The 25,948-nt window shown below is 70.5% G+C and carries 26 protein-coding genes; 9 read left to right on the forward strand and 17 right to left on the reverse strand.

The annotated features are described in order from the left end of the window. Nucleotides 1-23: 23 nt before the first annotated feature. Together AB0M30_RS45245 and AB0M30_RS45250 are read right to left on the reverse strand one after the other, a co-directional pair. Entirely contained in the window at nt 24-371 is a 348-nt protein-coding gene (locus AB0M30_RS45245; protein WP_364598186.1) for a hypothetical protein, read from the reverse strand. 119 nt (nt 372-490) lie between these two features. Further along, the gene (locus tag AB0M30_RS45250) at nt 491-2,239 is read right to left on the reverse strand and encodes a M64 family metallopeptidase (protein ID WP_364598189.1); all 1,749 of its coding nucleotides are present in this window, start codon (nt 2,237-2,239) and stop codon (nt 491-493) included. 89 nt (nt 2,240-2,328) lie between these two features. On the opposite strand from AB0M30_RS45250, the gene AB0M30_RS45255 reads away from it, so the two are divergent. Beyond that, entirely contained in the window at nt 2,329-2,976 is a 648-nt protein-coding gene (locus tag AB0M30_RS45255) for a hypothetical protein (protein ID WP_364598192.1), read from the forward strand. 4 nt (nt 2,977-2,980) lie between these two features. Here the strand turns inward: AB0M30_RS45255 and AB0M30_RS45260 are convergent, their stop codons facing one another. Both AB0M30_RS45260 and AB0M30_RS45265 read right to left on the reverse strand, forming a co-directional pair. Then, the gene (locus AB0M30_RS45260) at nt 2,981-3,649 is read right to left on the reverse strand and encodes a response regulator (RefSeq protein WP_364598195.1); all 669 of its coding nucleotides are present in this window, start codon (nt 3,647-3,649) and stop codon (nt 2,981-2,983) included. Then, complete coding sequence (locus AB0M30_RS45265) at nt 3,646-5,220, reverse strand: sensor histidine kinase (RefSeq protein ID WP_364598252.1); 1,575 nt, start codon at nt 5,218-5,220, stop codon at nt 3,646-3,648. Before AB0M30_RS45265 ends, AB0M30_RS45260 begins: the two co-directional genes overlap by 4 nt. A gap of 157 nt (nt 5,221-5,377) precedes the next feature. Here AB0M30_RS45265 and AB0M30_RS45270 point away from each other — a divergent pair, with 157 nt between their 5' ends. Continuing rightward, nucleotides 5,378-6,727, forward strand: coding sequence for a cation:dicarboxylase symporter family transporter (locus AB0M30_RS45270; protein WP_364598198.1), 1,350 nt, complete (start codon nt 5,378-5,380; stop codon nt 6,725-6,727). A 114-nt stretch (nt 6,728-6,841) separates the two neighbouring features. Here AB0M30_RS45270 and AB0M30_RS45275 read toward each other — a convergent pair whose 3' ends face one another. Next, the gene (locus AB0M30_RS45275; RefSeq protein WP_364598200.1) at nt 6,842-7,243 is read right to left on the reverse strand and encodes a helix-turn-helix domain-containing protein; all 402 of its coding nucleotides are present in this window, start codon (nt 7,241-7,243) and stop codon (nt 6,842-6,844) included. 110 nt (nt 7,244-7,353) lie between these two features. Between AB0M30_RS45275 and AB0M30_RS45280 the strand changes: the two genes are divergently transcribed. After that, nucleotides 7,354-8,802, forward strand: a complete 1,449-nt coding sequence (locus tag AB0M30_RS45280; protein WP_364598255.1) for a DHA2 family efflux MFS transporter permease subunit — start codon at nt 7,354-7,356, stop codon at nt 8,800-8,802. Nucleotides 8,803-8,908: 106 nt separating this feature from the next. On the opposite strand, the gene AB0M30_RS45285 is transcribed toward AB0M30_RS45280, so the two are convergent. From AB0M30_RS45285 to AB0M30_RS45300, 4 genes are all read right to left on the reverse strand, one after another. Continuing rightward, nucleotides 8,909-9,352 (reverse strand): SRPBCC family protein, encoded by a 444-nt coding sequence (locus AB0M30_RS45285; protein WP_364598203.1) that lies wholly within the window; start codon nt 9,350-9,352, stop codon nt 8,909-8,911. 4 nt (nt 9,353-9,356) lie between these two features. Continuing rightward, nucleotides 9,357-10,064 carry a zf-HC2 domain-containing protein gene (locus tag AB0M30_RS45290; protein ID WP_364598206.1) on the reverse strand — a complete coding sequence of 236 codons (708 nt, stop codon included), beginning with the start codon at nt 10,062-10,064 and terminating at the stop codon, nt 9,357-9,359. Continuing rightward, complete coding sequence (locus AB0M30_RS45295) at nt 10,061-10,612, reverse strand: sigma-70 family RNA polymerase sigma factor (protein WP_026469270.1); 552 nt, start codon at nt 10,610-10,612, stop codon at nt 10,061-10,063. The genes AB0M30_RS45290 and AB0M30_RS45295 overlap by 4 nt, the downstream gene beginning before the upstream one ends. 146 nt (nt 10,613-10,758) lie before the next feature. Then, entirely contained in the window at nt 10,759-11,262 is a 504-nt protein-coding gene (locus AB0M30_RS45300; RefSeq protein ID WP_364598209.1) for a hypothetical protein, read from the reverse strand. Between the two features lie 226 nt (nt 11,263-11,488). Between AB0M30_RS45300 and AB0M30_RS45305 the strand changes: the two genes are divergently transcribed. Further along, on the forward strand, nt 11,489-12,031 hold the full coding sequence (locus AB0M30_RS45305) for a fibronectin type III domain-containing protein (protein ID WP_364598212.1): 543 nt from the start codon (nt 11,489-11,491) through the stop codon (nt 12,029-12,031). A 3-nt stretch (nt 12,032-12,034) separates the two neighbouring features. On the opposite strand, the gene uvrA is transcribed toward AB0M30_RS45305, so the two are convergent. Together uvrA and AB0M30_RS45315 are read right to left on the reverse strand one after the other, a co-directional pair. After that, a complete protein-coding gene (gene uvrA, locus AB0M30_RS45310) occupies nt 12,035-14,896 on the reverse strand; it encodes an excinuclease ABC subunit UvrA (protein ID WP_364598215.1) in 2,862 nt (953 codons plus the stop codon). 97 nt (nt 14,897-14,993) lie between these two features. Further along, nucleotides 14,994-16,199 carry an acyltransferase gene (locus AB0M30_RS45315; RefSeq protein WP_364598218.1) on the reverse strand — a complete coding sequence of 402 codons (1,206 nt, stop codon included), beginning with the start codon at nt 16,197-16,199 and terminating at the stop codon, nt 14,994-14,996. Nucleotides 16,200-16,309: 110 nt separating this feature from the next. Between AB0M30_RS45315 and AB0M30_RS45320 the strand changes: the two genes are divergently transcribed. Beyond that, nucleotides 16,310-16,987 carry an MBL fold metallo-hydrolase gene (locus tag AB0M30_RS45320; RefSeq protein ID WP_364598221.1) on the forward strand — a complete coding sequence of 226 codons (678 nt, stop codon included), beginning with the start codon at nt 16,310-16,312 and terminating at the stop codon, nt 16,985-16,987. A gap of 76 nt (nt 16,988-17,063) precedes the next feature. Here the strand turns inward: AB0M30_RS45320 and AB0M30_RS45325 are convergent, their stop codons facing one another. Continuing rightward, on the reverse strand, nt 17,064-17,402 hold the full coding sequence (locus AB0M30_RS45325; protein WP_364598224.1) for a hypothetical protein: 339 nt from the start codon (nt 17,400-17,402) through the stop codon (nt 17,064-17,066). After that, a complete protein-coding gene (locus AB0M30_RS45330) occupies nt 17,402-17,647 on the reverse strand; it encodes a hypothetical protein (protein WP_364598227.1) in 246 nt (81 codons plus the stop codon). The genes AB0M30_RS45325 and AB0M30_RS45330 overlap by 1 nt, the downstream gene beginning before the upstream one ends. A 409-nt stretch (nt 17,648-18,056) precedes the next feature. Between AB0M30_RS45330 and AB0M30_RS45335 the strand changes: the two genes are divergently transcribed. Further along, complete coding sequence (locus tag AB0M30_RS45335; RefSeq protein ID WP_364598229.1) at nt 18,057-18,548, forward strand: hypothetical protein; 492 nt, start codon at nt 18,057-18,059, stop codon at nt 18,546-18,548. A 16-nt stretch (nt 18,549-18,564) separates the two neighbouring features. Here AB0M30_RS45335 and AB0M30_RS45340 read toward each other — a convergent pair whose 3' ends face one another. The 4 genes from AB0M30_RS45340 to AB0M30_RS45355 all read right to left on the reverse strand — a co-directional run bounded on the left by AB0M30_RS45340 (nt 18,565) and on the right by AB0M30_RS45355 (nt 21,573). Continuing rightward, nucleotides 18,565-19,347, reverse strand: coding sequence for a DUF1684 domain-containing protein (locus AB0M30_RS45340; RefSeq protein WP_364598232.1), 783 nt, complete (start codon nt 19,345-19,347; stop codon nt 18,565-18,567). 84 nt (nt 19,348-19,431) lie between these two features. Further along, nucleotides 19,432-20,358 (reverse strand): hypothetical protein, encoded by a 927-nt coding sequence (locus tag AB0M30_RS45345; protein ID WP_364598235.1) that lies wholly within the window; start codon nt 20,356-20,358, stop codon nt 19,432-19,434. 231 nt (nt 20,359-20,589) lie between these two features. Then, nucleotides 20,590-20,835: a hypothetical protein gene (locus AB0M30_RS45350; protein ID WP_364598238.1), complete on the reverse strand. Its 246-nt coding sequence runs from the start codon at nt 20,833-20,835 to the stop codon at nt 20,590-20,592. 33 nt (nt 20,836-20,868) lie between these two features. Beyond that, nucleotides 20,869-21,573: a Crp/Fnr family transcriptional regulator gene (locus tag AB0M30_RS45355; protein ID WP_364598241.1), complete on the reverse strand. Its 705-nt coding sequence runs from the start codon at nt 21,571-21,573 to the stop codon at nt 20,869-20,871. Between the two features lie 74 nt (nt 21,574-21,647). Here AB0M30_RS45355 and rnhA point away from each other — a divergent pair, with 74 nt between their 5' ends. From rnhA to AB0M30_RS45370, 3 genes are all read left to right on the forward strand, one after another. Further along, on the forward strand, nt 21,648-22,109 hold the full coding sequence (gene rnhA / locus AB0M30_RS45360; protein WP_364598244.1) for a ribonuclease HI: 462 nt from the start codon (nt 21,648-21,650) through the stop codon (nt 22,107-22,109). Nucleotides 22,110-22,141: 32 nt separating this feature from the next. Next, on the forward strand, nt 22,142-22,522 hold the full coding sequence (locus AB0M30_RS45365) for a YchJ family metal-binding protein (protein ID WP_364598246.1): 381 nt from the start codon (nt 22,142-22,144) through the stop codon (nt 22,520-22,522). 260 nt (nt 22,523-22,782) lie between these two features. Then, nucleotides 22,783-25,857 carry a carbohydrate-binding protein gene (locus AB0M30_RS45370; protein ID WP_364598249.1) on the forward strand — a complete coding sequence of 1,025 codons (3,075 nt, stop codon included), beginning with the start codon at nt 22,783-22,785 and terminating at the stop codon, nt 25,855-25,857. Nucleotides 25,858-25,948 lie beyond the last annotated feature (91 nt).

Raw genomic sequence — 25,948 nt, forward strand, 5'->3', positions numbered from 1 at the left:
CCGGTGAAATGGCACGGAATCCGTTATTCGTAACACATCGCCAGAGCAGTGCGACTGGGGGTGGTGTGATTCGGGAGACCACCCAGGGCCACCCGGACGGATTTACGGAAAGGAAGTGTGGCCGTGCTCAAAGTGTATCCGAAATGACTCCCGGCCGTCCTGGTCGCATCGATCGTCGGGGTGGTCGTCGGGCTCATCCTGCACGCGAAGAACGCCGCGCAGGCCCAAAGCTGCTCCACCACGTTCGGAGACCTCCACCAGCGGTTGTCGCCAACCTTCCGAGCGACCTGCACCACCGCGAAGTCGATGACCGGAATCAGCACCGGAATCATGGTCGCCTGCGGGGTGGTCGCCGCGATCATGATCGTCATGGCGGTCGTGTACACCATGCAGGCGAACCAATCGAATCCCGCCACGTAGTTTTCCGGCCATGTCCGAAAGCGGTTTTCTTGCCGGTTTCAGCCGGCAGGAAAACCGCCGCCCTCGGTGATCACGGCAGCAGCGTCACCGTGACCGACCGGGTCGGGCCCACGTTGCCGGCCGCGTCGATCGACCGGTACTCGATCCGGTGCGTGCCGTAGCCCGGCTTGCGCTCCGAGAACGGCGACACCGTCAGGCCGCCCTCGCCGAGGTTGCCGTACGCCAGGCCGTCGATCTCCGTGCCGCGCGGGGTGAACAGGTACGGCGCCGCCGGGTCCGTCGGCCAGCCGTAGTACTTGTGCCAGCCGTCGCCGTCGACGCGGAACTCCGGCATTCCGTCCGGCGACTTCAGGCGCATCGTGAACGAACCGTGGTACACGCTGCCCTCGGGCAGTTCGGCCGTGGTCGTCGGGCCCGTCGCGTCCACCGGCCAGGTCAACGTCGTGCCGCCGGTCGTCGCGGTGAGCGTGTGCGCGCCACGGGAGGCGTCGAGGGCGAAGTCGGAGCCGGTTCCGGCCGGGCGGCCGTCGAGCGCCCACCGAACCTCGGGGATCGAGCCGGTCGGCTCGCCGGTTTCGACGTAGACCACGTCGTGGCCGCCGACCGGGCGCGAAACCGGCGTCGACGCCACCACCGCCGGGCCGCCGGCGGGCGGGGTGACCACCGCCGTGTCGACCGTCCAGGTGCGGGTCGCCGCCGGGCGGACGGCCGGGTCGCGGACGAACGGCGTCGGGTCGGTCACCGTCGCCGTCAGCGTGTGGCGGCCGGGGCGCAGGTGCGCGCGGCGCAGGTCGACCGCGTCACGCCCGGGCAGCGTGGCGCCGTCGAGGGTCCAGCGGACGTCGAGGCGGTGATCCACCGGGTGCAACGGGCGCACCCAGACGACGCGGTCGGCACCGATCGTCCCGGCCGGGGTGCCGCCGGCGATGAGCGGCACCTTCGCCGCGATCCGCTGCGTCATCCGTTCGCGGCCGACCTGGTCGAACGCGTAGCCGAGGGTCTTCATCATCGAGTGCCCGCTCGGCCGCCACACCCCGGTTTGGGTGTACAGCCCGCCTTCGAAGCGGCCGATCGTGCCGCCGGACTCGCTGGGCTCGCCGAGCCAGCGCCACCACTTCGCGTGCTGGGCACGCATCTGCGGCTCGGTCAGCAGCGTGTGGTGGACCGAGTCCGGCTCGCCGCCCTCGTACGCGCCGCCCGGAACTCCGCGCGCGTAGTAGTCGTACTCGTCGTCGAGGCCACCGAGCGAGTGGCCGAGTTCGTGCGGCGAGATGAGCGCGGACAGCGCGTTCCCACCGGACGCCGTCGCGTAGGTGCCGCCCGCGCCGCCGTAGGTGGAACTGTTGCCCAGCGCCAGGATCTGGCGGTTCGCGCGGGTCGTGCCGGGCACGAGGTCGGCGTACCGCTGGGCGGCCGCGTCGTCGACGGTCAGCAGCCGCTGCACGCTCTGGGCGTCGCAGCCGCCCCAGAAACCCATGTCCAGCGGGGTATCGCGGCGAGGCGCGTCGAGTGCGGGGTCACAGTCCACACCGGATTCCGGAGAGGCGATGGACACGGCGTAGACGTTGAAGTAGCTGCGGTAGGACTTGAACGGCTCGAGCGACCACAGGGTGCTGACGTGCCGCTCGACGTCGGCGAAGAACTTCGGCTGCTCGGCGGCGGTGTAGCCGTCCCCGAGGACGACGAGGTTGAACCGCTGCGCGACCGGCCCGGTCACCTGGACCTCGGTGACGCTCGCGGCCGGCTCGGCGGCGTACGCGGGAGCGGCCAGCGTCGCGCTGAAGAACGCGGCTGCGATGAACCCGGCCCACTTCCGCATGGCGGCACTCCCCTGGTCGGCGATCTTTCCGGTGTACCGCACCCGTCGAAACGCCGGAACCCGCCGGAAGTCGGGGCTATGCTGACCGGATGGGGAATCGAGGGGGAATCTCGATCGCGGCCGGCGTGCTCGTGCTGCTGACCGCGTGCTCGGGCGCCGAGCCGATCGCGCAGACCGCGCCGCCCACGCCGGCGGTTTCGTCTCCGAAGCCGGCTCCGGCTTCGGATGCGCCGGCGCTGGGTCCGGGGCCGGGCTCGCCGGCGCCGACCACACCGCAGCCACCGCCGCCGCACTCGCCGGACAAGGTCACCTCGGCGTGCCCGTTCCTCGGGGTCACCGACGCCAGCACCGCGATGAGCGCCCACATCGATGCCTACGCCGTCGAAGAAGCACCGGACAAGCGGCCGGGAGTCACCACCTACCACTGCGCCTACGCCAGCCGGACCGGCGGGCTGCAGATCCACGACCTGTTCGTCACCGTCATCCCGGGCACCGGGCAGTTCGCGTCGCTGCTGAAGGAGTGGACCAAGGACTGCGCCGAGCCCGCGAAGCCGATCGCCGGGCTGGAAGCCACCGGCCGCACCTGCGCCCTGAGCGGCGCGGGCCAGGGCGGGGACGTCATGATCCTGGTCGGGAAGAAGGGCCACGGCGAGACACGGCTGGCCGAATTCCACCTGTGGCCCACCCGGTCGGACGTCTACCCGAAGATCGCGCAGCTGCTCGCCGACCGGCTGTAAGTCGTCATACGCGAGTGAGCCGGTACCAGACCTCCGGGCGGCCGACCTGGCCGTAGTGCGGCTCGCGGTCGGCCATCCCGTTGTCCGCCAAGTACTCCAGGTACCGCCGTGCCGTCACGCGGGACGCACCGATCGCGCTGGCCGCCGCGCCGGCCGAAAGTCCTTCCGCCGCAACGGAAAGGGCGTCGGTGATGGCCTCGAGGGTCTGGACGCTCATGCCCTTCGGGAGCGGGAGCTGCTCGGTCGTGCGCAACGCCCCGAGGGCCCGGTCGATCTCCGCCTGGCCGGTGACCTCGCCGGACGCGTCGCGGAATTCCGCGTAGCGCTCGAGCTTTTCGCGCAGGGTCGCGAACGTGAACGGCTTGAGCAGGTACTGCACCACCCCGACCGACACCGCCGCCTTGACCAGGGCGAGGTCGCGCGCCGACGTCACCGCGATGACGTCGATCGGCAGCCCCGCCGCACGCAGCGACCGGCACACCGCCAGCCCGTGCGTGTCCGGCAGGTAGAAGTCCAGCAGCACCAGGTCGACCGGCTCGCGTTCACAGAATCGCAGCGCGTCACCGCCCGAGTGGACCACGCCGGCCACCGCGAAGCCGGCGAGCCGCTCGACGTAGACGCGGTGCGCCTCCGCGGCCACCGGCTCGTCCTCCACCACCAGCACCCGGATCACCGGCCCGCCTCCTGCCGCGGCAGCCGCACGGTGAACACCGCGCCCGCGTCCCGGCCGACCTCGACCGTACCGCCGTAGCGGCGCACCGCCTGCCCGACGAGCGCGAGCCCGAGCCCGTGGCCGTCCTCCGCCTTCGTCGACCAGCCGCGGCGGAACACGTCGGCGTCCTCGGGCACGCCGGGCCCGGTGTCGGCGACGCGCAGCAGCAGCCCGTCGTCGTCGGTGCGGGCGGTGACCACGACCGACGGCTTGCCGCCGCCGCGCACGGCCGCGTCGAGGCCGTTGTCGATCAGGTTGCCGAGGATCGTCACCAGGTCGCGGGCCTCGATCCCGTGCGAGACGTCGTCGATCACGGTGTCCGGGGTGACGGTGAGCTCGACTCCGCGCTCGCTCGCTTCGGCGGCCTTGCCCAGCAGCAGCGCGGCGAGCACCGGCTCGGCGACCGCGCCGACGACCCGGTCGGTCAGTTCCTGGGCGAGGGCGAGCTCGGCGGTGGCGAACTCGACGGCCTGCTCGGGTTTGCCGATCTCGACGAGGGAAACGACCGTGTGGAGCCGGTTCGCCGCCTCGTGCGCCTGCGACCGCAGCGCCTCGGCGAGACCGCGGGCGGTGGTCAGCTCGCCGGTCAGCGACTGCAGTTCGGTGTGGTCGCGCAAGACGACGACGGTGCCCTGCGAGCGGCCGCCCGAGCGGACGGCGGTCGTGCTGACCAGCAGCACGCGCGAGTCGGTCAGGTGCAGTTCCTCGGCCCGGTTCTCCGCCGACGTGAACGCCTCGGCCAGCCCGTCCGGCAGGCCCAGCGTCGCCAGGTCGCGGCCGACCGGGTCGGTGCCGAGGCCGAGCAGCGTGCGCGCGCCGTCGTTGCAGAGGCCGATCCGCCCGTCCCGGTCGACGAGCAGCACGCCTTCGCGGACCGAATGCAGGACGGCCTCGTGGTACTCGAAGAGGTTGCTCAGCTCGTCCGGCGCGACGCCCCGGGTCTGGCGGCGCAGCCGGGCGCTGATCAGCCAGCCGCCGAGCGCGCCGACCAGCACGACCGCACCCGCCACGCCGAACAGCGGCCACAGCCGTTCGCGCAGCTCGGCCGAGATCGCCTTGACGGTGATCCCGACCGCGACGAGCGCGATCACCCGGTGGCCGGCGTCGAACACCGGCTCGACCGTGCGCACCGACGGGCCGAGGGAGCCGGTGTAGGTCTCGGTGAATTCCTCGCCGCGCTGCGCCTTGGCGATGTTGCCGATGTAGGACTGCCCGATCAGCGCCGGAGTCGGGTGCGTGTAGCGGATTCCGGCCGGGCTCATGATCGTGATGAAGTCGACCTGGGTGTGGTCCTTCACGCGCTGAGCGAAGGGCTGGAGCGCCGCGCTGGGGTTCGGCGTGCCCACCGCCGCCACGACGCTGGGCGCGTCGGCGACCGTCAAGGCGACCACGCGGACCTGGTCGCGCGCGTTCTCGTCCACCGCGTGCTGCGCGTCGATCCAGGCGAACGTGATCCCGGCGCCGGCCAGCACGCAGAGCACCACGAGCTGCAGCACGAGCAGCTGGCGCGCCAGGCTCCAATGGGACCGCAACGTCGGGGGCACCTCCTCATACCAGCACACCGCGCGAGCAGCTGTCCGAACGGGACGGTGCGATCATCACACGAACTCAATGAACACAAGTGAGCCGGATCACCGAACTCGGCCTACAGTGTGCCGCAACCTGAACACCCCCGAGCTGGAGGCAACGGTGCCTACACCGACCCCCGACGCGGCGCCGCGCCGCGACAAGACCCGCTACCTGTACCTGGCCGTGATCGTCGCGGTCGCGCTGGGCATCGCGGTCGGCTTCCTTTTTCCCGGCTTCGCCAAGGGCTTGAAGCCGCTGGGCGACGGCTTCGTGAACCTGATCAAGATGATGATCTCGCCGATCATCTTCTGCACCATCGTGATCGGCGTCGGGTCGGTCGCGAAGGCGGCGAAAGTCGGCAAGATCGGCCTGATGGCGCTGGTCTACTTCATCGCGATGTCGACCTTCGCGCTGGCGATCGGCCTGATCGTGGGCAACCTGCTGCACCCCGGCACCGGGCTGCACCTCAACCCGGGCGACGTGAAGAAGGCGCACGACTCGGCGACCGGCTCGGCGGGCCCCGTGGAGTTCGCGCTCGGCATCATCCCGAAGACGCTCGTCTCGGCGTTCACCGAAGGCCAGGTGCTGCAGACGCTGCTGGTCGCGCTGCTCGTCGGCTTCGCGCTGCAGAAGCTCGGCCCGAAGGGCGCGCCGATCCTGCGCGGCATCGAGCACCTCCAGCGGCTGGTCTTCCGGATCCTGGCGATGATCATGTGGGCCGCCCCGATCGGCGCGTTCGGTGCCATCGCCGCGGTGGTCGGCGCGACCGGCGTCAACGCGCTGAAGAGCCTCGCGGTGATCATGATCGGCTTCTACCTGACCTGCCTGGTGTTCGTCTTCGGCGTCCTCGGCACGGTGCTGTGGGTGGGTGCGCGGGTGAGCATCCTGAAGCTGCTCAACTACCTGCGCCGCGAGTTCCTGCTGATCCTGTCGACGTCGTCGTCCGAGTCGGCGCTGCCGCGGCTGATCGCGAAGATGGAGCACCTCGGGGTGGGCAAGTCGGTCGTCGGCATCACCGTGCCGACCGGGTACTCGTTCAACCTGGACGGCACCGCGATCTACCTGACCATGGCGACCCTGTTCATCGCCTCCGCCCAGGACGCGCCGCTGTCGGTCGGTGAGCAGATCGTCCTGCTGCTGTTCATGATCATCGCCTCGAAGGGCGCGGCCGGCGTCAGCGGCTCGGGCATCGCGGTGCTCGCCAGCGGCCTGCAGTCGCACCGGCCCGACCTGGTCGGCGGCGTCGGGTTCATCCTCGGCATCGACCGGTTCATGTCGGAGGCCCGCGCGCTGACGAACTTCGCCGGCAACGCCGTCGCGACCGTCCTCATCGGAAACTGGACGAAGGAGTTCGACCGCGACCAGGCGCATCGGGTGTTCGCCGGCGAAGAACCGTTCGACGAAGCCACCATGCTCGACGAACACGAACCGGTGAAAACCGAGCCGGAGGGCGAAAAGGTCCCGGCCTGACCCCTTGAACGTTCGTGCTCATGCCCCCGCTGAGCACGAACCACCGCGGGCCGCGGTGCGAGTCCCCCCGACCTCGCACCGCGGCCCGTTCCACGTTTTTCGGCGAGCAGAGTTTCAGGAGGCGGCCTGGGCGTCGTAGACGACGCGGGCGGCGGCGATGTCGTCGCGGTGCTGCTCCGCCCAGCCGAGCAACCCGCTCAGCGACTGGTAGAGCTCCTTCGCCATCGCGGTGGCCTCGTACTCCACGCGCGGCGGGACGGTCGGGTAGATCGTGCGATCCAGCAGGCCGTCACGCTCGAGGTTGCGCAGGGTCAGGGTCAGCATCCGGCGGCTGATGCCGGCGACCGAGCGTTCCAGCTCGGTGAACCGCACCGGGCCCCGGATGGCCTCCAGGAGGATGCCGATCGCCCACTTGCCGCTGATCCGGTTGATGACCTCCAGCACCGTGCAGACGTCGAGTTTCTCCGGGTCGATCTCGGTGACCTGGACAGGTACACCGATGTTCCCCTGGGACATGGAAGTGCCTCCTTACGCGGGCACCCATGGTCACACATGATGGGCACTGTTACAAGAAGTGCCCTGGCGTCGACCAGGGAAACTCTCGACTGGAGGGGCCTACTGTGCCAATCGACAACAACGGGGCCGAGAACCACCCCACCCGCTCCCGCGGCCTCGCGTTGGCGGTGCTGTGCGCCGCCTCGCTGATGGTCGTGCTCGACAGCAGCATCGTCGCGGTGGCGCTGCCCGCGATCCAGGCCGACCTCGGCTTCACGCCCGCCGGGCTCTCCTGGGTCTTCACCGGCTACCTGGTCGCGTTCGGCGGCCTGCTGCTGCTCTCCGGGCGGCTCGGCGACCTGCTCGGCCGCCGCCGCGTCTTCCTCGGCGGCCTGGGCCTGTTCACCGGTGCGTCCCTGGTCGCCGGCCTGGCCGCGAACGCGGGTGTCCTGGTCGCGGCGCGGTTCGTCCAGGGTGTCGGCGGCGCGCTGGCGTCGGCCGTGGTGCTCGGGATGATCGTCACGATGTACCCCGAGCCCCGGGCCCGCGCGAAGGCGATCGGCGTCTACAGCTTCACGCAGGCGGCGGGCGCGTCGATCGGGCTCATCGCGGGCGGTGCGCTGACGCAGGCGCTGAGCTGGCACTGGACGTTCTACGTCAACCTGCCGATCGGCGTGGCGGCGCTGCTGCTGGCCGTGCGGGTGGTCGAGCCCGACCGCGGCACCGGCCTGCGGGACGGGCTGGACGTGCTCGGCGCGGTCCTCGTCACCGCCGCGGTGATGCTCGGCGTGTACGGCATTTCGTCGTCGTCCTGGGGCGCGCTCGTCGCGGCCGTCGTCCTGCTCGCGGCTTTCGGAGTGCGGCAAGCGAAGGCGCGGACGCCGTTGCTGCCGCTGCGGCTGTTCAAGATCCGCGCGGTGGCCGGCGCGAACGTGGTGATGGTGCTGATGGTCGCCGGGATGCTCGGCTTCCAGTTCGTCACGGCGTTGTACCTGCAGCAGGTGCTCGGCCTCGACGCGCTGGGGACCGGCGTCGCGTTCCTGCCGGTGCCGCTGGTGATCGCGGTGGCGTCGCTGGGCTTCGCGGGCAAGCTCGCGGCGCGGTTCGGCCCGCGAGCGGTGCTGCTGGGCGGCTTGGGCCTGGTGATCGTGGGCCTGATGCTGCTCACCCGGGTGTCGGTGGACGGTGCCTACTTCGCCGACGTCCTGCCCGCGCTGCTGCTGATGGGCCTCGGTGCCGGCGCGGCCATCCCGGCGCTGATGGGCCTGGCCATGGCGGACGTCCCGGCGGAAGACGCGGGTGTCGCGTCCGGCTTGATCAACACGACCCAGCAGGTCGGCGCGGCCGTCGGCACGGCGGTGCTGGCCGCGGTGGCCGCCTCCCGCACGGAGAGCCTCGGCACGCTGGACCACCGCGAAGCCCTGGCGGCCGGGTTCCGGCTGGCCTACGGGGTCAGCGCGGGCTTCCTGATCGCGGCGGTGGCACTGGGCGGCGTGGTCCTGACCCGCCGCACCCGGAAGGTCGCCCCGGCGGCCCCGGCGGTTTCGGAGCCGGAGGTCTGCATCGCCGGCCAAGCGTGATCGAAGGGTCGACACACGTGATTGAAGGGTCGACACGGCTTCCCCGGCTGTGTCGACCCTTCAATCACGCGAGTTGACCTTCCGATCACGCGTGTCGGCGTTCTGATCACGCGAGATAGGCCGAAAGCCCACGGTGGCCCCGCCGCATCATCAGCGCGTGGTTCGCGCGGAAGAGCGGCCGGGCCACCGTGTCGAAGCGCCGCAGCAACTCCTTACGGGCCTGGACGTCCTGGGTGATCTCCAGCAGCGTGCCCGCGCCCGCCGCGCGGACCGCTCCCGCCAGGGTCCCGTCGAGGTCGCCGCTGAGCCTGACCCGCATCAGGCCCATGCGCTCGTCCTGGAGGTCCCGGTGCATCCGGACGACGAGCCGGAAGGGCAACCGGGACCGGCAAACCAGTTCGGCGGTGTCGTCGTCCACGCGGCGCACCGCGCGGACGTCCGACCACCACCTCGGGTAGCCGGCGAGGTCGGTGACCACGCCGAACACCCGCTCGGGCACGGTTCCCGGCAGCAGCCACGTGCTGCGGAACCGGTAGCGCGTCCCCGTCACGACGTCATACCTGGGCCGAGACCAGCTTCCGGCCGTCCACCGTGACGATGTCGACCGACTTCACGTCGTCGGGGGCGACCAGCGCCGACCCGTCGAGGTTGAAGCCCGAGCTCTCCCACTTCTCCGACACCTGCCAGCTGCCGGCGGTCACCGCCTTGCCTTCCTTGGTGACCACCTGGAGCAGGCACTTCTCGCCGGCCCGGACGCCCTTCACGCTGACGTCCGTCTTGACCCAGCCCTGGAACGGGATGATCGACGCGGTCAGCTGAACCCCGGTCGTCGGATCCCGGCCTTCGACGGTCTTCGTGCCGGGCGTCTCCGGCCCGGGAGCCGCCTGAGGCGGCTGTTCGGCGGTCTGGCGGCCCACCAGCACGCCGCCACCGAGAGCGGCCACCACCAGCACCGCCGCCGCGACCAGGGCCAGGCCCCGGCGTGGCGCACTGCGGGCCGGAGCCACGCGCTCTTCCTCGTCGCGCACCCGGCGCAGGGTCTTCTGCAGCAGCAGGTCCCCGCCCTCGGGCGGCCCGTCGAGGAACGCCTCGGGCGGTACCTCGTCGAGCGAGTCGCGCAGGGCCACGAGCTCGTTCAGGTCGAACCGGCACTGCGCGCAGGTCTGCAGGTGCCGCCGCTCGAAGTCGGCCGCCTCCCCGGGATCGAGGGCGCCGAGGGCGTACGCGCCGAGCTGCGTGTGACTCTCGTCCACCGAGTTCATCGCGCCACCTCCGTTCCGCTCGAAATCATCGCTGCTCTGAGTGCTCGTAGTGCGTAGTAAGACCTTGATTTCACGGTACCCGGTGCGACGCCCAGTGTTCTCGCCGCTTCGGCCACCGTCCGTCCCCGGTAGTAGATCTCCACCAGGACCTCTCGATGCTCGTTGGACAGCCCGTCCATCGCCCCGAGCACGGTCATCGAGTCGACCACCCCTTGGGCGTGGTCACGCTCGACGGCCGGGGTCGGCACGCCTTCGGCCGGTTCGGCCACCTCTTGTGGCCGTGCCGCACGGGCCCGTGCCCGGTCGGTGACCAGGTTGCGCGCGACGGTCAGCAACCAGCCGCGCACCGAGCCTTTCCCGTCGTTCTGCAGGTCGTCGGCGTGTTTCCACGCCCGGACCAGCGTCTCCTGGACCACGTCCTCGGCTGCCGCACGATCCCCGGTCAGCCTCGTCGCGTAGGCCAGCAGGCTTCGCCCGTGTTCGGCGTACAGCTGCCGAATGAGGTCTTCACCTTTGGCCTTCTTAGGCCGCCTGCCTCCTATGGCCACCCTCGTCCTCCCGACGGTGTTCTGAGTCGGCGAGGACAGTACTGCAACCCTCAGCTCCACCGGCGGTGCGTGCGCCGAGCGCAGCGCGACCATGGTGTTCATCGGCTGCCCGTCCTTCCTCGTTCTGCCCGGAAAACCGTCGTCTGTCAGGACCCGGCGCCGCCGGCCTTGCCGCCCGCGGTGATCTTGCTGCCGTCCGGCGCGACGGCGAACCACGTGCCGTTGGCGCCTTGGCCGTTCATGTCGCCCGCGGCCTTGTCGCCCGCGTACTCGTACAGCGGCCAGCCGTTGAGGGTGATCTGCTTGCTGCCGTCCTTGCGGGTCGCGGTGCCCACCTGGGTGTCCTGGATGCCCTTGAGCATCGGCGTGGCCACCCCGGCGATCATCGGCGGCCAGGACGTCGCGCACTCGCCGTCGCAATTGGACGTCGGCGGCTGGGAGAGGTCCTTGTCGAACCGGTAGAGCGTCTTGCCGTCGGCGTCGGTGACCACCGCGCCGACACCGTTGACCGTGCCGACCTGCAGCATCTTGTGCCCCGGCTCCCCGTGTTGCGGTCCTTGGGCGCCGTCGGCCATGTCACCACAGGCGGACAACGAAGCGACGGCGACGAGCGCCACCGCGCTGGCGACCACCGGCCCGATACGGTTCATGACGTTCTCTCCTCGGTGAGGGCGGCTCCGCCATCCGGCGGACCTCGATACCTCACAACACGGCCGTGGTCGAAAAACGGTTCAGCCCGGTTTTCGCCCCATTCGGTGCCGGTTCGCCGCCGGATTGGTCTGTCCCGGTGATCGGCACGATCTTGTCGCCGTGCGGGCGGAGTTCCTAGGCTGATCACGTCCGCACCGCCGCCCCCGCCCGATCCGGGAGGCCGCCGTGCCCGTCAAACCCCTCGTCCTGGTGGCACTGCTGGCCGCGGGCTGCTCCGGCTCCGCGCCGGCGCCTTCGTTCACGGCGACCCTGACCACCCCCACGGACATCGTGCTGAGCTGGCCGGACGACGGTGCCGGCCACCGGGTCGAATACGCGAACGACCCGGCCGGGCCGTGGACGACGCTGCGGTTCCTCCCGGCGCACACGACGAGCTACCACCACCCGGACCTGATCCCGGGGACGCCGTTCTACTACCGGGAACAGCCGTTCACCGGTCCGGTCTCGACGGAGGTGCACACGGTGGTTTCCGGCGACACGGCGACGTTCACCTGGGCCGACCGCTCACCGGACGAAGCCGGGTTCCTTCTGGAGATCCGGCGCCCGGGCGCGCCGGACTACGACCCGGTCGAGGTGACCGACCCGAACGTGACGACGTGTGCGCTCTCGCTGCTGCCCGGTGAAGAGAAGTCGGCCTACCGGCTCCGGGCGCTGCACTACGGCCCGCTCTCCCCGGTGGTCCACCAGACCACCGGGAAGGAGCGGTAGCCGCTACTCGGCGGTGAGCACCGTCCGCAGGAACTCGCCGGTGTAGCTGGCTTCGACCCCGGCGACGTGCTCCGGCGTGCCCTCGGCGACGATCTGGCCGCCGCCCGAGCCGCCCTCGGGGCCCATGTCGATGATCCAGTCGGAGGTCTTGATCACGTCGAGGTTGTGCTCGATCACGATCACCGAGTTGCCCTTGTCGACCAGGCCGTTGATCACGCCGATCAGCTTGTTGATGTCCTCGAAGTGCAGACCGGTCGTCGGCTCGTCGAGGATGTACACCGTCTTGCCGGTCGAGCGCTTCTGCAGCTCGCTGGCGAGCTTGACGCGCTGCGCCTCACCACCGGACAGCGTCGGCGCGGGCTGGCCGAGCCGGACGTAGCCGAGGCCGACGTCCACCAGCGTCTGCAGGTGGCGGTGGATGGCCTTGATCGGCTCGAAGAACTCCGCGGCCTCCTCGATGGGCATGTCGAGCACGTCCGAGACGGTCTTGCCCTTGTAGTGCACCTCGAGGGTCTCCCGGTTGTACCGGGCGCCCTTGCAGACCTCGCACGGGACGTAGACGTCCGGCAGGAAGTTCATCTCGATCTTGATCGTGCCGTCGCCGGCGCAGGCCTCGCAGCGGCCGCCCTTGACGTTGAACGAGAACCGGCCCTGCTGGTAGCCGCGCACCTTCGCCTCGGTCGTCGCGGCGAACAGCTTCCGGACGTGGTCCCAGACCCCGGTGTAGGTGGCCGGGTTGGACCGCGGGGTCCGCCCGATCGGCGACTGGTCGACGCGCACCAGCTTGTCGACGTGGCCGAGGCCGTTCACGCGGGTGTGGCGGCCCGGCACCTGGCGGGCGCCGTTGAGCTTGTTCGCCAGCACCGTCGCGAGGATGTCGTTGACCAGCGTCGACTTGCCCGAGCCGGAGACGCCGGTGACCGAGACCAGGCAGCCGAGCGGGAACGAGACGTCGAGGCCGCGCAGGTTGTGCTCGCGCGCGCCGACCACGGTCAGCTGCCGCTTCTTGTCGATCGGCCGCCGGATCGCCGGCACCTCGATCTTCCGCCGGCCGGACAGGTACTGCCCGGTCAGGGAGTCCTTGCTCTTGAGCAGCTTCTTGTACGGTCCACTGTGGACGATGTGGCCGCCGTGCTCGCCGGCGCCCGGGCCGATGTCGACCACCCAGTCGCTGGAGCGGATGGTGTCCTCGTCGTGCTCGACGACGATCAGCGTGTTGCCGAGGTTGCGCAGCCGGGTCAGCGTCTCGATCAGGCGGTGGTTGTCGCGCTGGTGCAGGCCGATCGACGGCTCGTCCAGCACGTACAGTACGCCCACCAGGCCGGAACCGATCTGCGTCGCCAGCCGGATGCGCTGGGCTTCACCACCCGAAAGGGTGGCGGACGCGCGGTCGAGCGAGAGGTACGTCAAGCCGACGTCGAGCAGGAAGCGCAGGCGGGCCTGGATCTCCTTGAGCACCGCGCCGGCGATCATCGTCTCGCGCTGCCCCAGCTCCAGCTCGTCGAGGAACTGCGACGCCTCCGCGATGGACAGCGCGCAGACCTCGGCGATGGACATGTCGCCGCGGGTCTTGTGCGCCAGCGTCACCGCGAGGATCTCCGGCTTGAGCCGGGTGCCCTGGCAGGCCGGGCACGGCACCTCGCGCATGTAGCCCTCGTACCGCTCGCGCATGTACTCGGACTCGGTCTGCTCCTGGCGCCGCTCGAGGAACGGGATGACGCCTTCGAAGGCCGCGTAGTACGAGCGCTGGCGGCCGTAGCGGTTCTTGTAGCGGACGTGGACCTGCTCGTCGACGCCGTGCAGCACCGCCTTCTGGGCGCGCGCCGGCAGCCGCCGCCACGGGGTGTCCATCCGGAAGCCGATGGTCTCCGACAGCGACTCCAGCAGGCGGATGAAGTAGTCCGCGCTCTGCCCGCCCGACCACGGCGCGATCGCGCCCTCGGCCAGCGACAGCTCGTCGTCCGGGACCACCAGCTCCGGGTCGACCTCCTTGCGGATGCCGATGCCGGTGCACTCGGGGCAGGCGCCGTAGGGCGAGTTGAAGGAGAACGAGCGGGGCTCGAGGTCCTCGATGGCCAGCGGGTGGCCGTTGGGGCAGGCGAGGTTCTCGGAGAAGCCGCGGATCCGGTGCGGGTCGTTCTCCGGCAGGTCGACGAAGTCGAGCTCGATCAGCCCGTCGGCCAGGCGCAGCGCCGTCTCGACCGAGTCGGTGAGCCGCTGGCGCGAGCTCGACTTGACGCTCAGCCGGTCGATGACCACGGCGATCTGGTGCTTTTCCTGCTTCTTCAGCTTCGGCGGGTCGGTGAGCGCGTGGACCGTGCCGTCCACGACCACCCGCGCGTAGCCCTGCTGCTGTAGGTTCTCGAACAGGTCGACGTACTCGCCCTTGCGCCCGCGCACCACCGGCGCGAGCACCTGGAAGCGGACGCCTTCGTCCATCTCCAGCACCTGGTCGACGATCTGCTGCGGGGTCTGCTTGCTGATCGGCTCGCCGCACGTGGGGCAGTGCGCCTTGCCGGCGCGGGCGTAGAGCAGGCGCAGGTAGTCGTAGACCTCGGTGATCGTGCCCACAGTCGAACGCGGGTTGCGCGAAGTCGACTTCTGGTCGATCGACACCGCGGGCGAGAGGCCCTCGATGAAGTCGACGTCCGGCTTGTCCATCTGCCCGAGGAACTGGCGGGCGTACGCCGAGAGCGACTCGACGTAGCGCCGCTGCCCTTCGGCGAAGATGGTGTCGAAGGCGAGGCTCGACTTCCCCGACCCGGACAGGCCGGTGAACACGATCAGGCTGTCGCGGGGCAGGTCGAGATCCACGCCGCGGAGGTTGTGCTCGCGGGCACCGCGAACAACGAGGCGATCAGCCACGCCAGGGTCCTCTCAGGTCATTCTCAAGTCATTCTGCTGCGGTCGCCGGCCCGGTCTGTGCTCTCTGCAGCTGGCTGCACGGGCGGCCGCTTCCATGCTACGAGCCACCACCGACAGAAACTGATTCCGCGCCTCTGACCTGCGGTTCTCCGGGCTTCCGGCGGGTGGTGAGCCACCGGTGGGCCGGACGTTCGACCCCCGCGGTGACCGCCCAGCCGGCCAGCACGGCGGCGGCGAGGATCACGGGGAGCCGCAGCCAGCCGGGGAGGCCGGCGTCGAGCAGGGCACGGGCCAGGATGTAACCCAGTTCCTGGTGCACCAGATAAAGACCATACGAGATGCCCGCGAGCCAGGTGACGGCCGGGGCGATCCGCGCCAGCCCGGGGAACCGCCAGTCGGGGCCGCGGGCGGCCACGCAGACCAGCAGGAGCAGGACGGCGAACCCGATCGTGGACGGCCAGCGCAGCGCGTCCTGCGGCAGGGCGACGTGGAACGGGAACACCTGCAGGTCCTGCGCCGCGACGGCGGCGACCACGAAGAGCGCGGCGTGCCAGTTCTCGAGCCGCCCCCGCGACCACAGCCAGATCGCGACGCCGATGGCGAAGACGTGCAGCCGGTGCAGCCCCAAGCCGTAGAAGAAGGTCTCGACGACCGGGCTCGCCGTCCCCGGCGGCAAGACGAGGAACCGGAGGGTGAGCGGAACGAGGATCAGCGCCCAGAGCAGGGCGACGGTCAGCCGGTGGGTGCGCCACGACCGCGGCCACAGCAGGGCCGCGCCGGTGAAGGCCATGAGCTGGACCGGCAGCGTCCAGTACGAGCCGTCGAGGTAGTAGAAGTCGCCCGAGCGGATGCCCCACTCCTGCACCATGCCGAGGTTGGTGACCAGGTCCAGCCCGGTCGGGATGTACCACGGCGACGGGTCCGACGGCGGTCCCTGCGGCACGCCGAACAGGAACCCGGTGACGCCGGGCGGGTAGGGCAGGCCGCTGAAGGAGATGGCCGCCCACCGCGTCACGACGTAGGTCACGAGGACGGCGACCAGGTACGCGGGTACGAGGCGCGCGACGCGGTTCCACAGCCACCGGCGCGGATTGCCCTTGCGGAGGCTGGCGCAAACGAAGAAGGCGGAGATCACCAGCAGGATCGCGGCGCCGAACTGCGCTGTCACCCGGAAGGGGTACCCCGTGAGCTCGGGGTGGAGAAGGGCACCCTGGTGGGTGACGTGCCCGAGGATGACCGCGAGAACGGCGACGACCCGGAGGAGGTCCCAGCTGATCCGGCGCGGCGTCGGGGAGGTGGGCACGGTCGTCCTGAGGTCGGGGCTGGCGGGGTCCGCCGTGAGCCTACGTGGCGGGGTGGCCGCGCGCTTGTGCGGGTGGAACCGCTTGGAACGAAACGACTACCGTGTGCACGGTGAACATCGTGGACACCTACACCGGGCACGTCGACCCGGGCGGCGACGCCGCCCGGCGCACCCTGGACGCGCTCACCATCACCAAGCTGTCCGTCGGCCCGATGGACAACAACGCGTACCTGCTGGTGTGCCGGGAGACGAACGAGGCGCTGCTGATCGACGCGGCGAGCGACCCCGAGCGCATCTCCGACCTGATCGGCCACGGCCCCGACCGGCCCGCGTTGCGGACGGTCGTCACCACCCACCAGCACCAGGACCACTGGCAGGCCCTGGGCGCGGTGGCGGGAGCGAACGGAGCCAACACGGCGGCCCACCCGCTGGACGCACCGCCGTTGCCGATCCCGCCGGACTTCCTGGTCGAGCACGGCGACACGCTGACGGTGGGGCAGGTCACCCTGTCGGTGATCCACCTGCGCGGGCACACGCCGGGGTCGATCGCGCTGCTGTACCGGGATCCGGGAGGTCACCCGCACCTGTTCACCGGGGACTCGCTGTTCCCGGGCGGGGTCGGGAAGACGGCGTCGCCGGAGGACTTCACGTCGTTGCTGGACGATGTGGAGACGCGGATCTTCGGCGAGCTGCCCGATGAGACGTGGTTCTACCCGGGCCACGGGGACGACTCGACGCTGGGCGCGGAGCGGCCGAAGCTGACGGAGTGGCGCGAGCGCGGCTGGTGAGCTGCCTGCGCATCGCCGGCCCGGACCGGTGCCGGCGATCGGGTGCACGCCACCGGAGATCGGCGCCTGCCCGGTATCAGGCCGAAGGGTCGTGGATCCAGGCGACCTCGCCGGTCTCCGGCAGCCGCCCGAGGGCCTCGGTCTCGGCTGCGATGCGACGGAGGTGCTCCTCCTTCGTGCCGGACCAGGCCTTGAACCCGGGGTCCTGCTCGATGAGGTCCCCCGGCACCGCGCCACGGTCGATCAGGTCACCGATGACGGCAAGGGTCGCCGACGTCAGCTCCTCGAACGTCGCCCCCTTGCCCGCGACAGCGCCGGCCACCGCGGTGACCGGGGACAGGCCGACCCAGTCTTCTCGCGCGTAGTCGAGCAGGTAGTCCAGGTCGTCCTGGTAGGAGCCGTTCGACGTGCTCATCAGTGGCCTCCGTCATTCACGTGGAACCGCTTGACCGTGTCGAGGCCGTCTACCTTGTTGATGTCGATCGTGGGACCTCCGGACTTGCTGAACGTTCGATAGGTCACCGTGGACGGCGGGTCTCCGCTGATCTGCCAGGTCTCGATTTTACCCTTGGGGGTATCGATGACCTTGTCCGGTTCTCCGAGCTTCGAGCGAACGTTGTCGAGCAATCCGTCGAGGTCCTGCTGAGACCCCGTGGTCACGATTCACACCCGGCGCTATACGTGGCGTAATCGGACGACTCAAACAAAACGGAATCCGCCAGCCCGCAAAGGTGCTTAATCACAGCCGCGCCCTCGTTTTCGCCCCTCCACCGGGGATTCCGCGAGTTCGCAGGCCCACCATTGATCCTGACATTCCTGTCAGATTACGAGAGGCCGGCGGGCGGAAGAGGCGTCGGAGCTGTGCGACCGGCAACGTCTCGTCGCGGCGACGCGAGCCGATGACTTCCTCCGGTGGAGGATCGTCGACGCCCCCACGGCCACGGACGGAGCAGCCGGGTAACGCTTGCGCCGTCAAAGCCGGACCTGGGGCAACTCACCGGACGAACCGGGCGTCTCCCGGAAACCCAGCGCTGGGACTCCCATCGGTTCTCTCCGTCAGGAGGCCACCATGCCCAGAACCCGACGACGTGCGCTCGCCGCCGTCACCCTGCTGATCGCCGGGAGCGGGATCCTCGCCGCCGCGGGGCCCGCACAGGCCGCCGATCCCGTTATCCCGACCCTCACCAACATCCGGACCGGGCTCAACGCCGGGTTCGACCGGGTCGTGCTCGACCTCGGGAGCGGGCCCGCGCCCGCCGTCTCCTACCAGCTCGTCGACGAACTGACCGCCGACCCGAGCGGGGAAATCGTGTGGCTCACCGGGGAATACTTCATCAACGTCGCCGCTTTTCCCGCGGCCGCGCACGATACCGCCGGGAACCCGACCTACACCGGGCCGCAGAAGTTCCGGACGCGGAACCTGCAGAACGTCATGGCCGTCGCCGTCACCGGGGACTTCGAGGCGAGCCTGAACATCGGGCTCGGCGTGCGGTCGCGGACCGCGGTGAACGTCTTCACGCTCACCGCACCCAACCGCGTCGTCATCGACGTCGCCCACTGAACGGCAGGCAGAAGAGTCACCCGCGCTCGTACGGGATCTTCTCCCCCGCCTCGACCGCGAACGGCAGGTGGTTGCCCGCCGGCGGCAGCGGGCACGTCGCGAAGTCCGTGAACGCGCAGGGCAGGTTCACCGCGCGGTTGAAGTCCAGCTCGACCGACCCGTCCGCTGCCGGTGCCCCGACCGGCAGCGAGCGGTTGGCCGCGTAGGTCGTCACGCCGCTCGTGCCGTCGGTGAACAGGATGCTGAAGCCGCCGTCCTTGCCGTTGAACGCCGTCAGCGCGTGCGACGCCCCCTCGTGCGAGAAGTGGACCAGGCCAGGTGCCGTGTAGACGTGGCTCAGGCCCTCCACCACGGCACCGACCGTCGTCGGCCGCGGGGAGTCGAACGGCTCGAACCGGCCGGGCAGCACCCAGGACGGCGACGGCTCGTACGCCGGGACGCCGTGGAACTCGCGCAGCACCTCGGCCTTGGGGTCGTGGACGCGGATCAGGTACCCTGACCGGCGGGCCACCTCGATCTCGACGTCCCCGGCCAGCACCCGGGTGCCCGCGCCGCTGTTGACCAGCTCGAACCGCCGGACGCCGGTGATCGGTTCCCCGTCATGGGTCAGCGAGGCGCCGGCCGGGTCGACGTAGGCCGCGTCGGCGTCCTGCCACCAGCGGCCCGGGATACCGGGGTACTCCCGGGGAGCGTCCGTCAGCCAGTCCAGCGAGACCAGCGCCAGCCAGCCGTGCGGCTCGGCCAGGTCGGTCTCGCGCCGCGTCTTCCAGTCCTGCCACTCCTGGGTGAACGTGCTCATCGCGGGCCCCTTTTCCGTCGGCTACGACCTTGCCAACCCACTGCTCGCGCCGCTATTCCGCGTCCCAGTATCCGGACGCCCACCTCAGTCGAAGGACCACTGCAGCCCGTAGCTCAGGCCCTGGTGCAGGTCGTGGAACTCGAGGCCGACCTCGCCGACCCGGTTGACGGTCAGCACGTCGCCCGAGTCGATGCCGTCGTCGACCACCCGGCCGGGGACGCCGTTGAGGCGCCACACCCGCGACGGCGGTGCCGCCCGGTCGAACCGGACCCGGACCGAGAACTGCTCGCAGCGGCGCAACGGCGTCATGGCGTAGTACGGCCGCAGCTCCGTGCGCCGCGGCGTGAACCGGATGCCGTACTCGTGGCGCTGGCCGAGCCGCAGCGGGCTCGGCAGCCGCATGATGAACTGCGCGTGGCTGGCCGACATCTGGCGCGCTTCGACGATTTCGCCGCCGAACAGCGCGTCCGCGGTGATGTCCGGCACCGGGTCGCTGCCCGGCTCGGCCGGCACGCTGAACGGCAGGACCAGCTCGTCGAGCTCGTCGACCTCCGCGACGATCCGGCGTTCCTCCGCCAGTTCCGGCGGGTCGCGGTCGAGCCGGAGCATCGCCTTCATCGACTCGACGTACCAGCCGGCCAGCGGGTGCAGGTCGCTGCGGGGCACGGGCGCGCCGAGCAGTTCGTCGAGCCGGCGGAACGCCAGGTCGATCCGGCGGCGGGCGGTGCGCGGGTCGCGGTCGAGGACGCTGGCCAGCCACGAGATCCGCCGGTCGAGGAACTCCCCCGCGGCCTCCTCGTGCAGGCCGAGTGCCGCCAGCGCGGCCAGTTTCAGGTCGGCCGGCAGCCGCCCGCACAGCTCGGTCAGCCGCAGCACCAGCTTCTGGCGCGCGGCGGCGGGCTGGTCGGTTTCGGTGATCGCGCACGCCGCCCGCAGGCAGGGGCCGATCCGCTGGTGCAGGTCGGCCGCGTCGAGACCGCGGCCGCGGCGCAGTTCGTTCAGCTCGCGCACGAACGGGGAAGTGTGCTCTTCCGTCGTCCCACCCCCTCGTCCGCCCGCGGAAGATTTGCTCACGTTACCAGTTCCCGTTCCACGAAAGCAGGACGAATTCCGGACATCGGTATTCCGGGAAAGGCCCGGCCGGCCGACCCCCCACGAGCCGGCCGGCCGGGCGTCACCGCGGGTCAGTTCGCCCCGAAGATCAAGGCCCAGATCGAGTGACTCTCCATCAGACACACCTCCTCATCGCTGTACCCAGGCCGAGGCGGAAAGCGGCGCGGAGCCGTGGAACGTCGGCGCGGCCGGCTCCGCCGCGTTTCCGGCGGCCACCGCGAAACCCGCGACGGCGCCGACCACGAACGCGGCGAAGACCGATTTCACCAGGGTCAAAATCCTGCAGTAGACGTTCACGACACGGGCTCCCCGACCTCGTTCGAAATGGAAATCCGGCCGGTTGGCATCGCATTCTTTCCGGCCGGATTCCAGCATCGCGCGGCGGCGGCGTCCCTCAGATGTCCGCTGTCACGGGAGTTGTGTGCCGTTTGGCTCAGAGTGGGCGAAGGCGCGCAGGACGCGCAGCTCGCGGATGAGGAACCGGCGACGGCCGGTCTCGACGATCCCGCGCTCCCGCAGCACGCGCAGCGCCCGCGCGACAGTACGCCGGGCCGCGCCGATCTGCGCGGCGATGTCCTCCTGCGACAGCGCGTCGACGACGACGCCTTCCGGCACGGACCGGCCGCGCTCCTCGGCCAGCCGGACCAGGACCACCGCCACGCGCCGGCTGACGTCGAAGGCGGCGGCGTCGATCCGCGCGGACTCGGCGTGCCGCAGCCGGGCCGCGACCGTCTTGATCGTCGCGATGGCGATCGCGGGCCGGGCGAGCAGGACGTCGAGGAACTCGGCGCCGGTGAGCTGGAAGACGGTGCAGGGTTCGATCGCGCGCACCGACGCCGACCGCGGCCGCCCGGTGACCGCGGCGAGGTCGCCCAGCACCTCGCCGGGGCCGCGCAGCCCGAAGAGCACCTCACGGCCGTCCTCGACGATCGTGGAGACGCGCACCCAGCCGGAGACCAGCACGTGGACGTGGTCGGACGGGTCGCCCTCCATGAGCACGACGTCGTTCGCGCGGAACCGGCGGCGGGTGCCGCGGGCGAGCAGGTATTCGCGATCGGTCTCGGCGAGGTAGGCCAGGAGTGCCCCGTCCGCCGTGTCGTCTTGCCCGCTCATGGCTCCCCTCCGGCTCCCCACCGTAACCCGGCGTGGCGGCCTTCGGCGACCACCGCGACCGGTAGGGTCGCCGCGTGGACGTGGAGATCTACACCGACGGAGCGTGCAGCGGGAACCCCGGACCGGGCGGCTGGGGCGCGGTGCTGCGCTACGGCAGGCACGAGCGCGAGCTGTACGGCGGCGAAGCCACGCCGACGACGAACAACCGCATGGAGCTGACCGCACCGATCCGGGCCTTGGAGAGCTTGACCCGGCCGTCGCAGGTGCGCGTGTACACGGACAGCACGTACGTGCGCAACGGCATCACGCAGTGGCTCCCCCGCTGGAAGAACAACGGCTGGCAGACGGCGGCGCGCGCCCCGGTGAAGAACGCGGACCTCTGGCAACGCCTCGACGCGGCGATCGGCGGGCACGCGGTCGAGTGGCTGTGGGTCAAGGGCCACGCGGGACACCCGGAGAACGAGCGAGCGGACCGGCTCGCGGTGCGCGGTGCCCAGGAGGCTCGGGAGAGCGGGAAGCCGGTCAACGCGGATTAGTCCGGAGTGGACGGTCGTGGGAGAATTTCCCGATGCCTCCCGCTCCGTGCCCGTGCGGCCTCGCCGAGTCCTACGCCGACTGCTGCGGCCGGTTCCACGGCGGCGGCCTCACCGCTCCCACCGCCGAACTGCTGATGCGCTCGCGGTTCAGCGCCTTCGCCGTCGGCGACACCGCGTACCTGCTGCGCACCTGGCACCCGGACACGCGGCCGCGGCAGCTCCGGCTCGACCCCGGCCAGGAGTGGACGCGGCTCGAGATCCTCGGCCGCACCGGCGGGGGCCTGCTGCACGCCGAGGGCACCGTCGAGTTCCGGGCGCACTACCGCCACCGGGGCCGGGAGGGCTTCCTCGAAGAGAACAGCCGCTTCCGCCGCGAGGACGGCCACTGGGTCTACCTCGACGCGGAAGCGTAAACCGCGACTGGATGGAACGCGGCGCCGCGCCGGCCGGGGTGTCCCGCTCAGCGAGACACCCCGCGCCGGCTTTGGACGACGGTTCCCGGCCGCTCCCGCTGGCCCTGCGCGCCGCCGCGGTGTGGCGGGCCGCCCGTGTCTGACGAACGGCCTCTGTTCTCGGCGTGACCGGGCCGCTACCATCGTGCCCAATTGTTAGGAAAGTTCCCTAACGATGGTCCGCTGTCCCCCGCCGCCGTGGGTGCCTAGGAGGCGCGCTAGTGAGCTATCGGCAGAGAAGAACCCGGACTCTCCTCGCGGCGGCGGTGCTGGCCGTCGCGGTGACCGGGGCGACCGTCCCGGCCGCGACCGGACAGGAACCGGTGCGAGCGGTGGTCGCGGCCGCGGCCCCGGCCACCGCGGTCCCCGGCTTCCTGATCCAGACGTCCGCGCAGGTCAGCGACGACTCCGCGGTCTCCAAGCCCGGCTACAACACCGCCGGCTGGTACCCGGTCGGCCCGCGTTCGACCGTCTACGCGGGCCTGCTGGCCAACGGCAAATACGCCGACCCGTTCTACTCGACCAACATGAAGAACGTGCCGACCGCGGACTTCCAGGTCCCGTGGTGGTACCGCACCGACCTGACGGTCGCCGACACCTCCCAGCGCACGTACCTCGACTTCAGCGGCGTCCTGTCGAAGGCCGACGTCTGGGTCAACGGGACGCGCGTCGCCGACAAGACGCAGGTCAACGGCGCCTACACCCGCCACGACCTCGACGTCACCGCGCTGGTGAAGGCGGGCACGAACAGCATCGCGTTCAAGGTCTACCCGAACGACCCGAACAAGGACCTCTCGATGGGCTGGATCGACTGGGCGCAGACCCCGCCGGACCAGAACATGGGCATCGTGCGGGACGTCCTCGTGCGGCGCAGCGGCCCGGTGGCACTGCGCGGCGGACACGTCGTCACGAAGCTGACCGGGCTGAGCCACGCCGACCTGACCGTGAAGGCCGACGTCCGCAACGACTCGGCCGCCGCGGTGAGCACGACGGTCTCCGGCACGGTCGCCGGGCGCGCGATCAGCCAGACCGTCTCGCTGGCGGCCAAGGAGAAGAAGACCGTGACGTTCCCGGTGGTCGGGATCGACAACCCGCAGGTCTGGTGGCCGGCCGGGATGGGCGGGCAGCCGCTCTACGACCTCGACCTGACCGCGGCCGCCGGCGGGACGGCGTCGGACTCCTCGCACTCGAGCTTCGGCGTCCGCCAGGTGACGGCGAACAAGAATTCCGGCGGCGGCCGGGCGTACACGATCAACGGGCGCCCGCTGCTGATCAAGGGCGGCGGCTACTCGCCGGACCTGTTCCTGCGCTGGAACGAGCAGTACGCGGCGGACAAGCTCGCCTACGTCAAGGACCTCGGGCTCAACACAGTGCGCCTGGAAGGGCACATCGAGCCGGACGAGTTCTTCGACCTCGCCGACCGGATGGGCGTGCTGACGCTGCCCGGCTGGGAGTGCTGCGACAAGTGGGAGGGCCAGGTCAACGGCGACGAAAAGGGTGACCCGTGGACGGCCGCGGACTACCCGGTCGCGAAGGCGTCGATGACCGCGGAGGCCGAGCGGCTGCGCGACCACCCGAGCGTCATCTCGTTCCTGATCGGCAGCGACTTCGCTCCCGACGCGACGATCGAGAAGAACTACCTCGACGCGCTCAGCGCCGCGGACTGGCCCACGCCGGTGGTCCCGGCCGCGTCGGCGAAGTCGTCGCCGCAGCTCGGGTCTTCGGGCATGAAGATGAACGGCCCGTACGACTACGTCCCGCCGAACTACTGGTACGACAAGGCGCACAGCGACCTCGGCGGTGCGTGGGGCTTCAACTCCGAGACCAGTGCCGGGCCGGACATCCCGACCATGGACACGCTCAAGCGGATGATGTCGTCCGGTGAGCTGGACACGCTGTGGAAGAACCCGTCGGCCGCGCAGTACCACCGGTCCTCGTCGTCGACGTTCGCCAACCTCAAGCTGTTCGGCAACGCGCTCACCGGCCGCTACGGCAAGCCGGCGAGCCTCGACGACTTCGTCCGCAAGGCGCAGCTGGCGCAGTACGAGAACGTCCGCGCCGAGTTCGAGTCGCACTCGCGCAACTTCAGCGACGGCTCGAACCCGGCCACCGGGATCATCTACTGGATGCTCAACAGCGGCTGGACGTCGCTGCACTGGCAGCTGTTCGACGCCTACCTCGACCAGAACGGCTCGTACTTCGGGGCCAAGAAGGCGAACGAGCCGCTGCACATCCAGTACTCGTACGACACCAAGTCGGTCGTGGTCGTCAACCACAACCACGACGCGGCATCGGGCCTCACCGCGTCCGTGAAGCTGTACAACCTCGACGGGACGGAGAAGTTCACCCAGTCCAAGGCGGTTTCCGTGGGCGGTGACGGGGCGAAGACGACCGCGCTGACCATCGGTTCGGTGAGCGGGCTGTCGACGACGTACCTGGCGAAGCTGGTCCTGGCCGATTCGTCGGGCAAGGAGGTCAGCCGGAACGTGTACTGGCTGTCCACCAAGGCCGACACCCTGGACTGGGGCAACAGCGACTGGTACTACACGCCGACGACGTCGTACGCGGACCTTTCGGGGCTGAACTCGCTGGGTTCGGCCACGGTCGACGCGAACGCTTCCTCGACGGCCGCCGACGGCACCACGACGACCAAGGTGACGCTGAAGAACACCACGACCGGCAAGATCCCGGCGTTCTTCGTCGACGCGCACGTGGTCGGCGCGGCGGGCGCGCCGGTGCTGCCGGTGCGCTGGACCGACAACCAGGTCAGCCTCTGGCCGGGTGAGTCGACGACGCTGACGGCGACGTACCGGACCGCGGACCTCAAGGGCGCCAAGCCGTCCGTGCGGGTCGCGGGCTGGAACACCGGCACGAAGACGATCCCGGCGGACGGCACGGTCGACCCCGGCCCCGGTGACCCGGTGGACTACCAGGCCGAGGACGCGGCGATCACCAGCGGTGTCGCGGAGTCCAACCACACCGGCTTCACGGGCACCGGGTTCGTCAACTACGACAACGCGGTCGGCAGCGCGGTGGAGTTCTCCGTGCCGGCGGCCACGGCGGGTCCGGCGAACGTCGTCCTGCGGTTCGCCAACGGCACGACGACGAACCGGCCGATGGACATCACGGTGAACGGGACGAAGGTGGCGTCCGCGCTTGCGTTCGGCGGCACGGGGAACTGGGACACCTGGCAGACGGTCACGATCCCGGTGACCCTGACCGCCGGGACGAACAAGATCAAGGCGACCGCGACGACCGCCAACGGCGGCCCGAACGTCGACAAGATCACCGTCTAGTGTCGCGCGTCCGAAGTTCAGTGACAGCGGCCCGGTCCCCGAGCGCCCCAATGTGGCCTTGGTTGCGTTGAACGCACCCAAGGCGGCCTTC

Origin of the sequence: Amycolatopsis sp. NPDC051716, from assembly GCF_040681595.1 — a bacterium.
GTDB lineage: Bacteria > Actinomycetota > Actinomycetes > Mycobacteriales > Pseudonocardiaceae > Amycolatopsis.

Coding starts and splice junctions, on each gene's coding strand:
- AB0M30_RS45365 (WP_364598246.1), top strand. CDS start 22,142: ATGCCTCCCGCTCCGTGCCCGTGCGGCCTCGCCGAGTCCTACGCCGAC.
- AB0M30_RS45335 (WP_364598229.1), top strand. CDS start 18,057: ATGCCCAGAACCCGACGACGTGCGCTCGCCGCCGTCACCCTGCTGATC.
- AB0M30_RS45245 (WP_364598186.1), bottom strand. CDS start 371: ATGACGATCATGATCGCGGCGACCACCCCGCAGGCGACCATGATTCCG.
- AB0M30_RS45355 (WP_364598241.1), bottom strand. CDS start 21,573: ATGAGCGGGCAAGACGACACGGCGGACGGGGCACTCCTGGCCTACCTC.
- AB0M30_RS45290 (WP_364598206.1), bottom strand. CDS start 10,064: ATGAACTCGGTGGACGAGAGTCACACGCAGCTCGGCGCGTACGCCCTC.
- AB0M30_RS45255 (WP_364598192.1), top strand. CDS start 2,329: ATGGGGAATCGAGGGGGAATCTCGATCGCGGCCGGCGTGCTCGTGCTG.
- AB0M30_RS45340 (WP_364598232.1), bottom strand. CDS start 19,347: ATGAGCACGTTCACCCAGGAGTGGCAGGACTGGAAGACGCGGCGCGAG.
- AB0M30_RS45300 (WP_364598209.1), bottom strand. CDS start 11,262: ATGAACCGTATCGGGCCGGTGGTCGCCAGCGCGGTGGCGCTCGTCGCC.
- AB0M30_RS45275 (WP_364598200.1), bottom strand. CDS start 7,243: ATGTCCCAGGGGAACATCGGTGTACCTGTCCAGGTCACCGAGATCGAC.
- AB0M30_RS45325 (WP_364598224.1), bottom strand. CDS start 17,402: ATGAGCACGTCGAACGGCTCCTACCAGGACGACCTGGACTACCTGCTC.
- AB0M30_RS45250 (WP_364598189.1), bottom strand. CDS start 2,239: ATGCGGAAGTGGGCCGGGTTCATCGCAGCCGCGTTCTTCAGCGCGACG.
- AB0M30_RS45350 (WP_364598238.1), bottom strand. CDS start 20,835: ATGCTGGAATCCGGCCGGAAAGAATGCGATGCCAACCGGCCGGATTTC.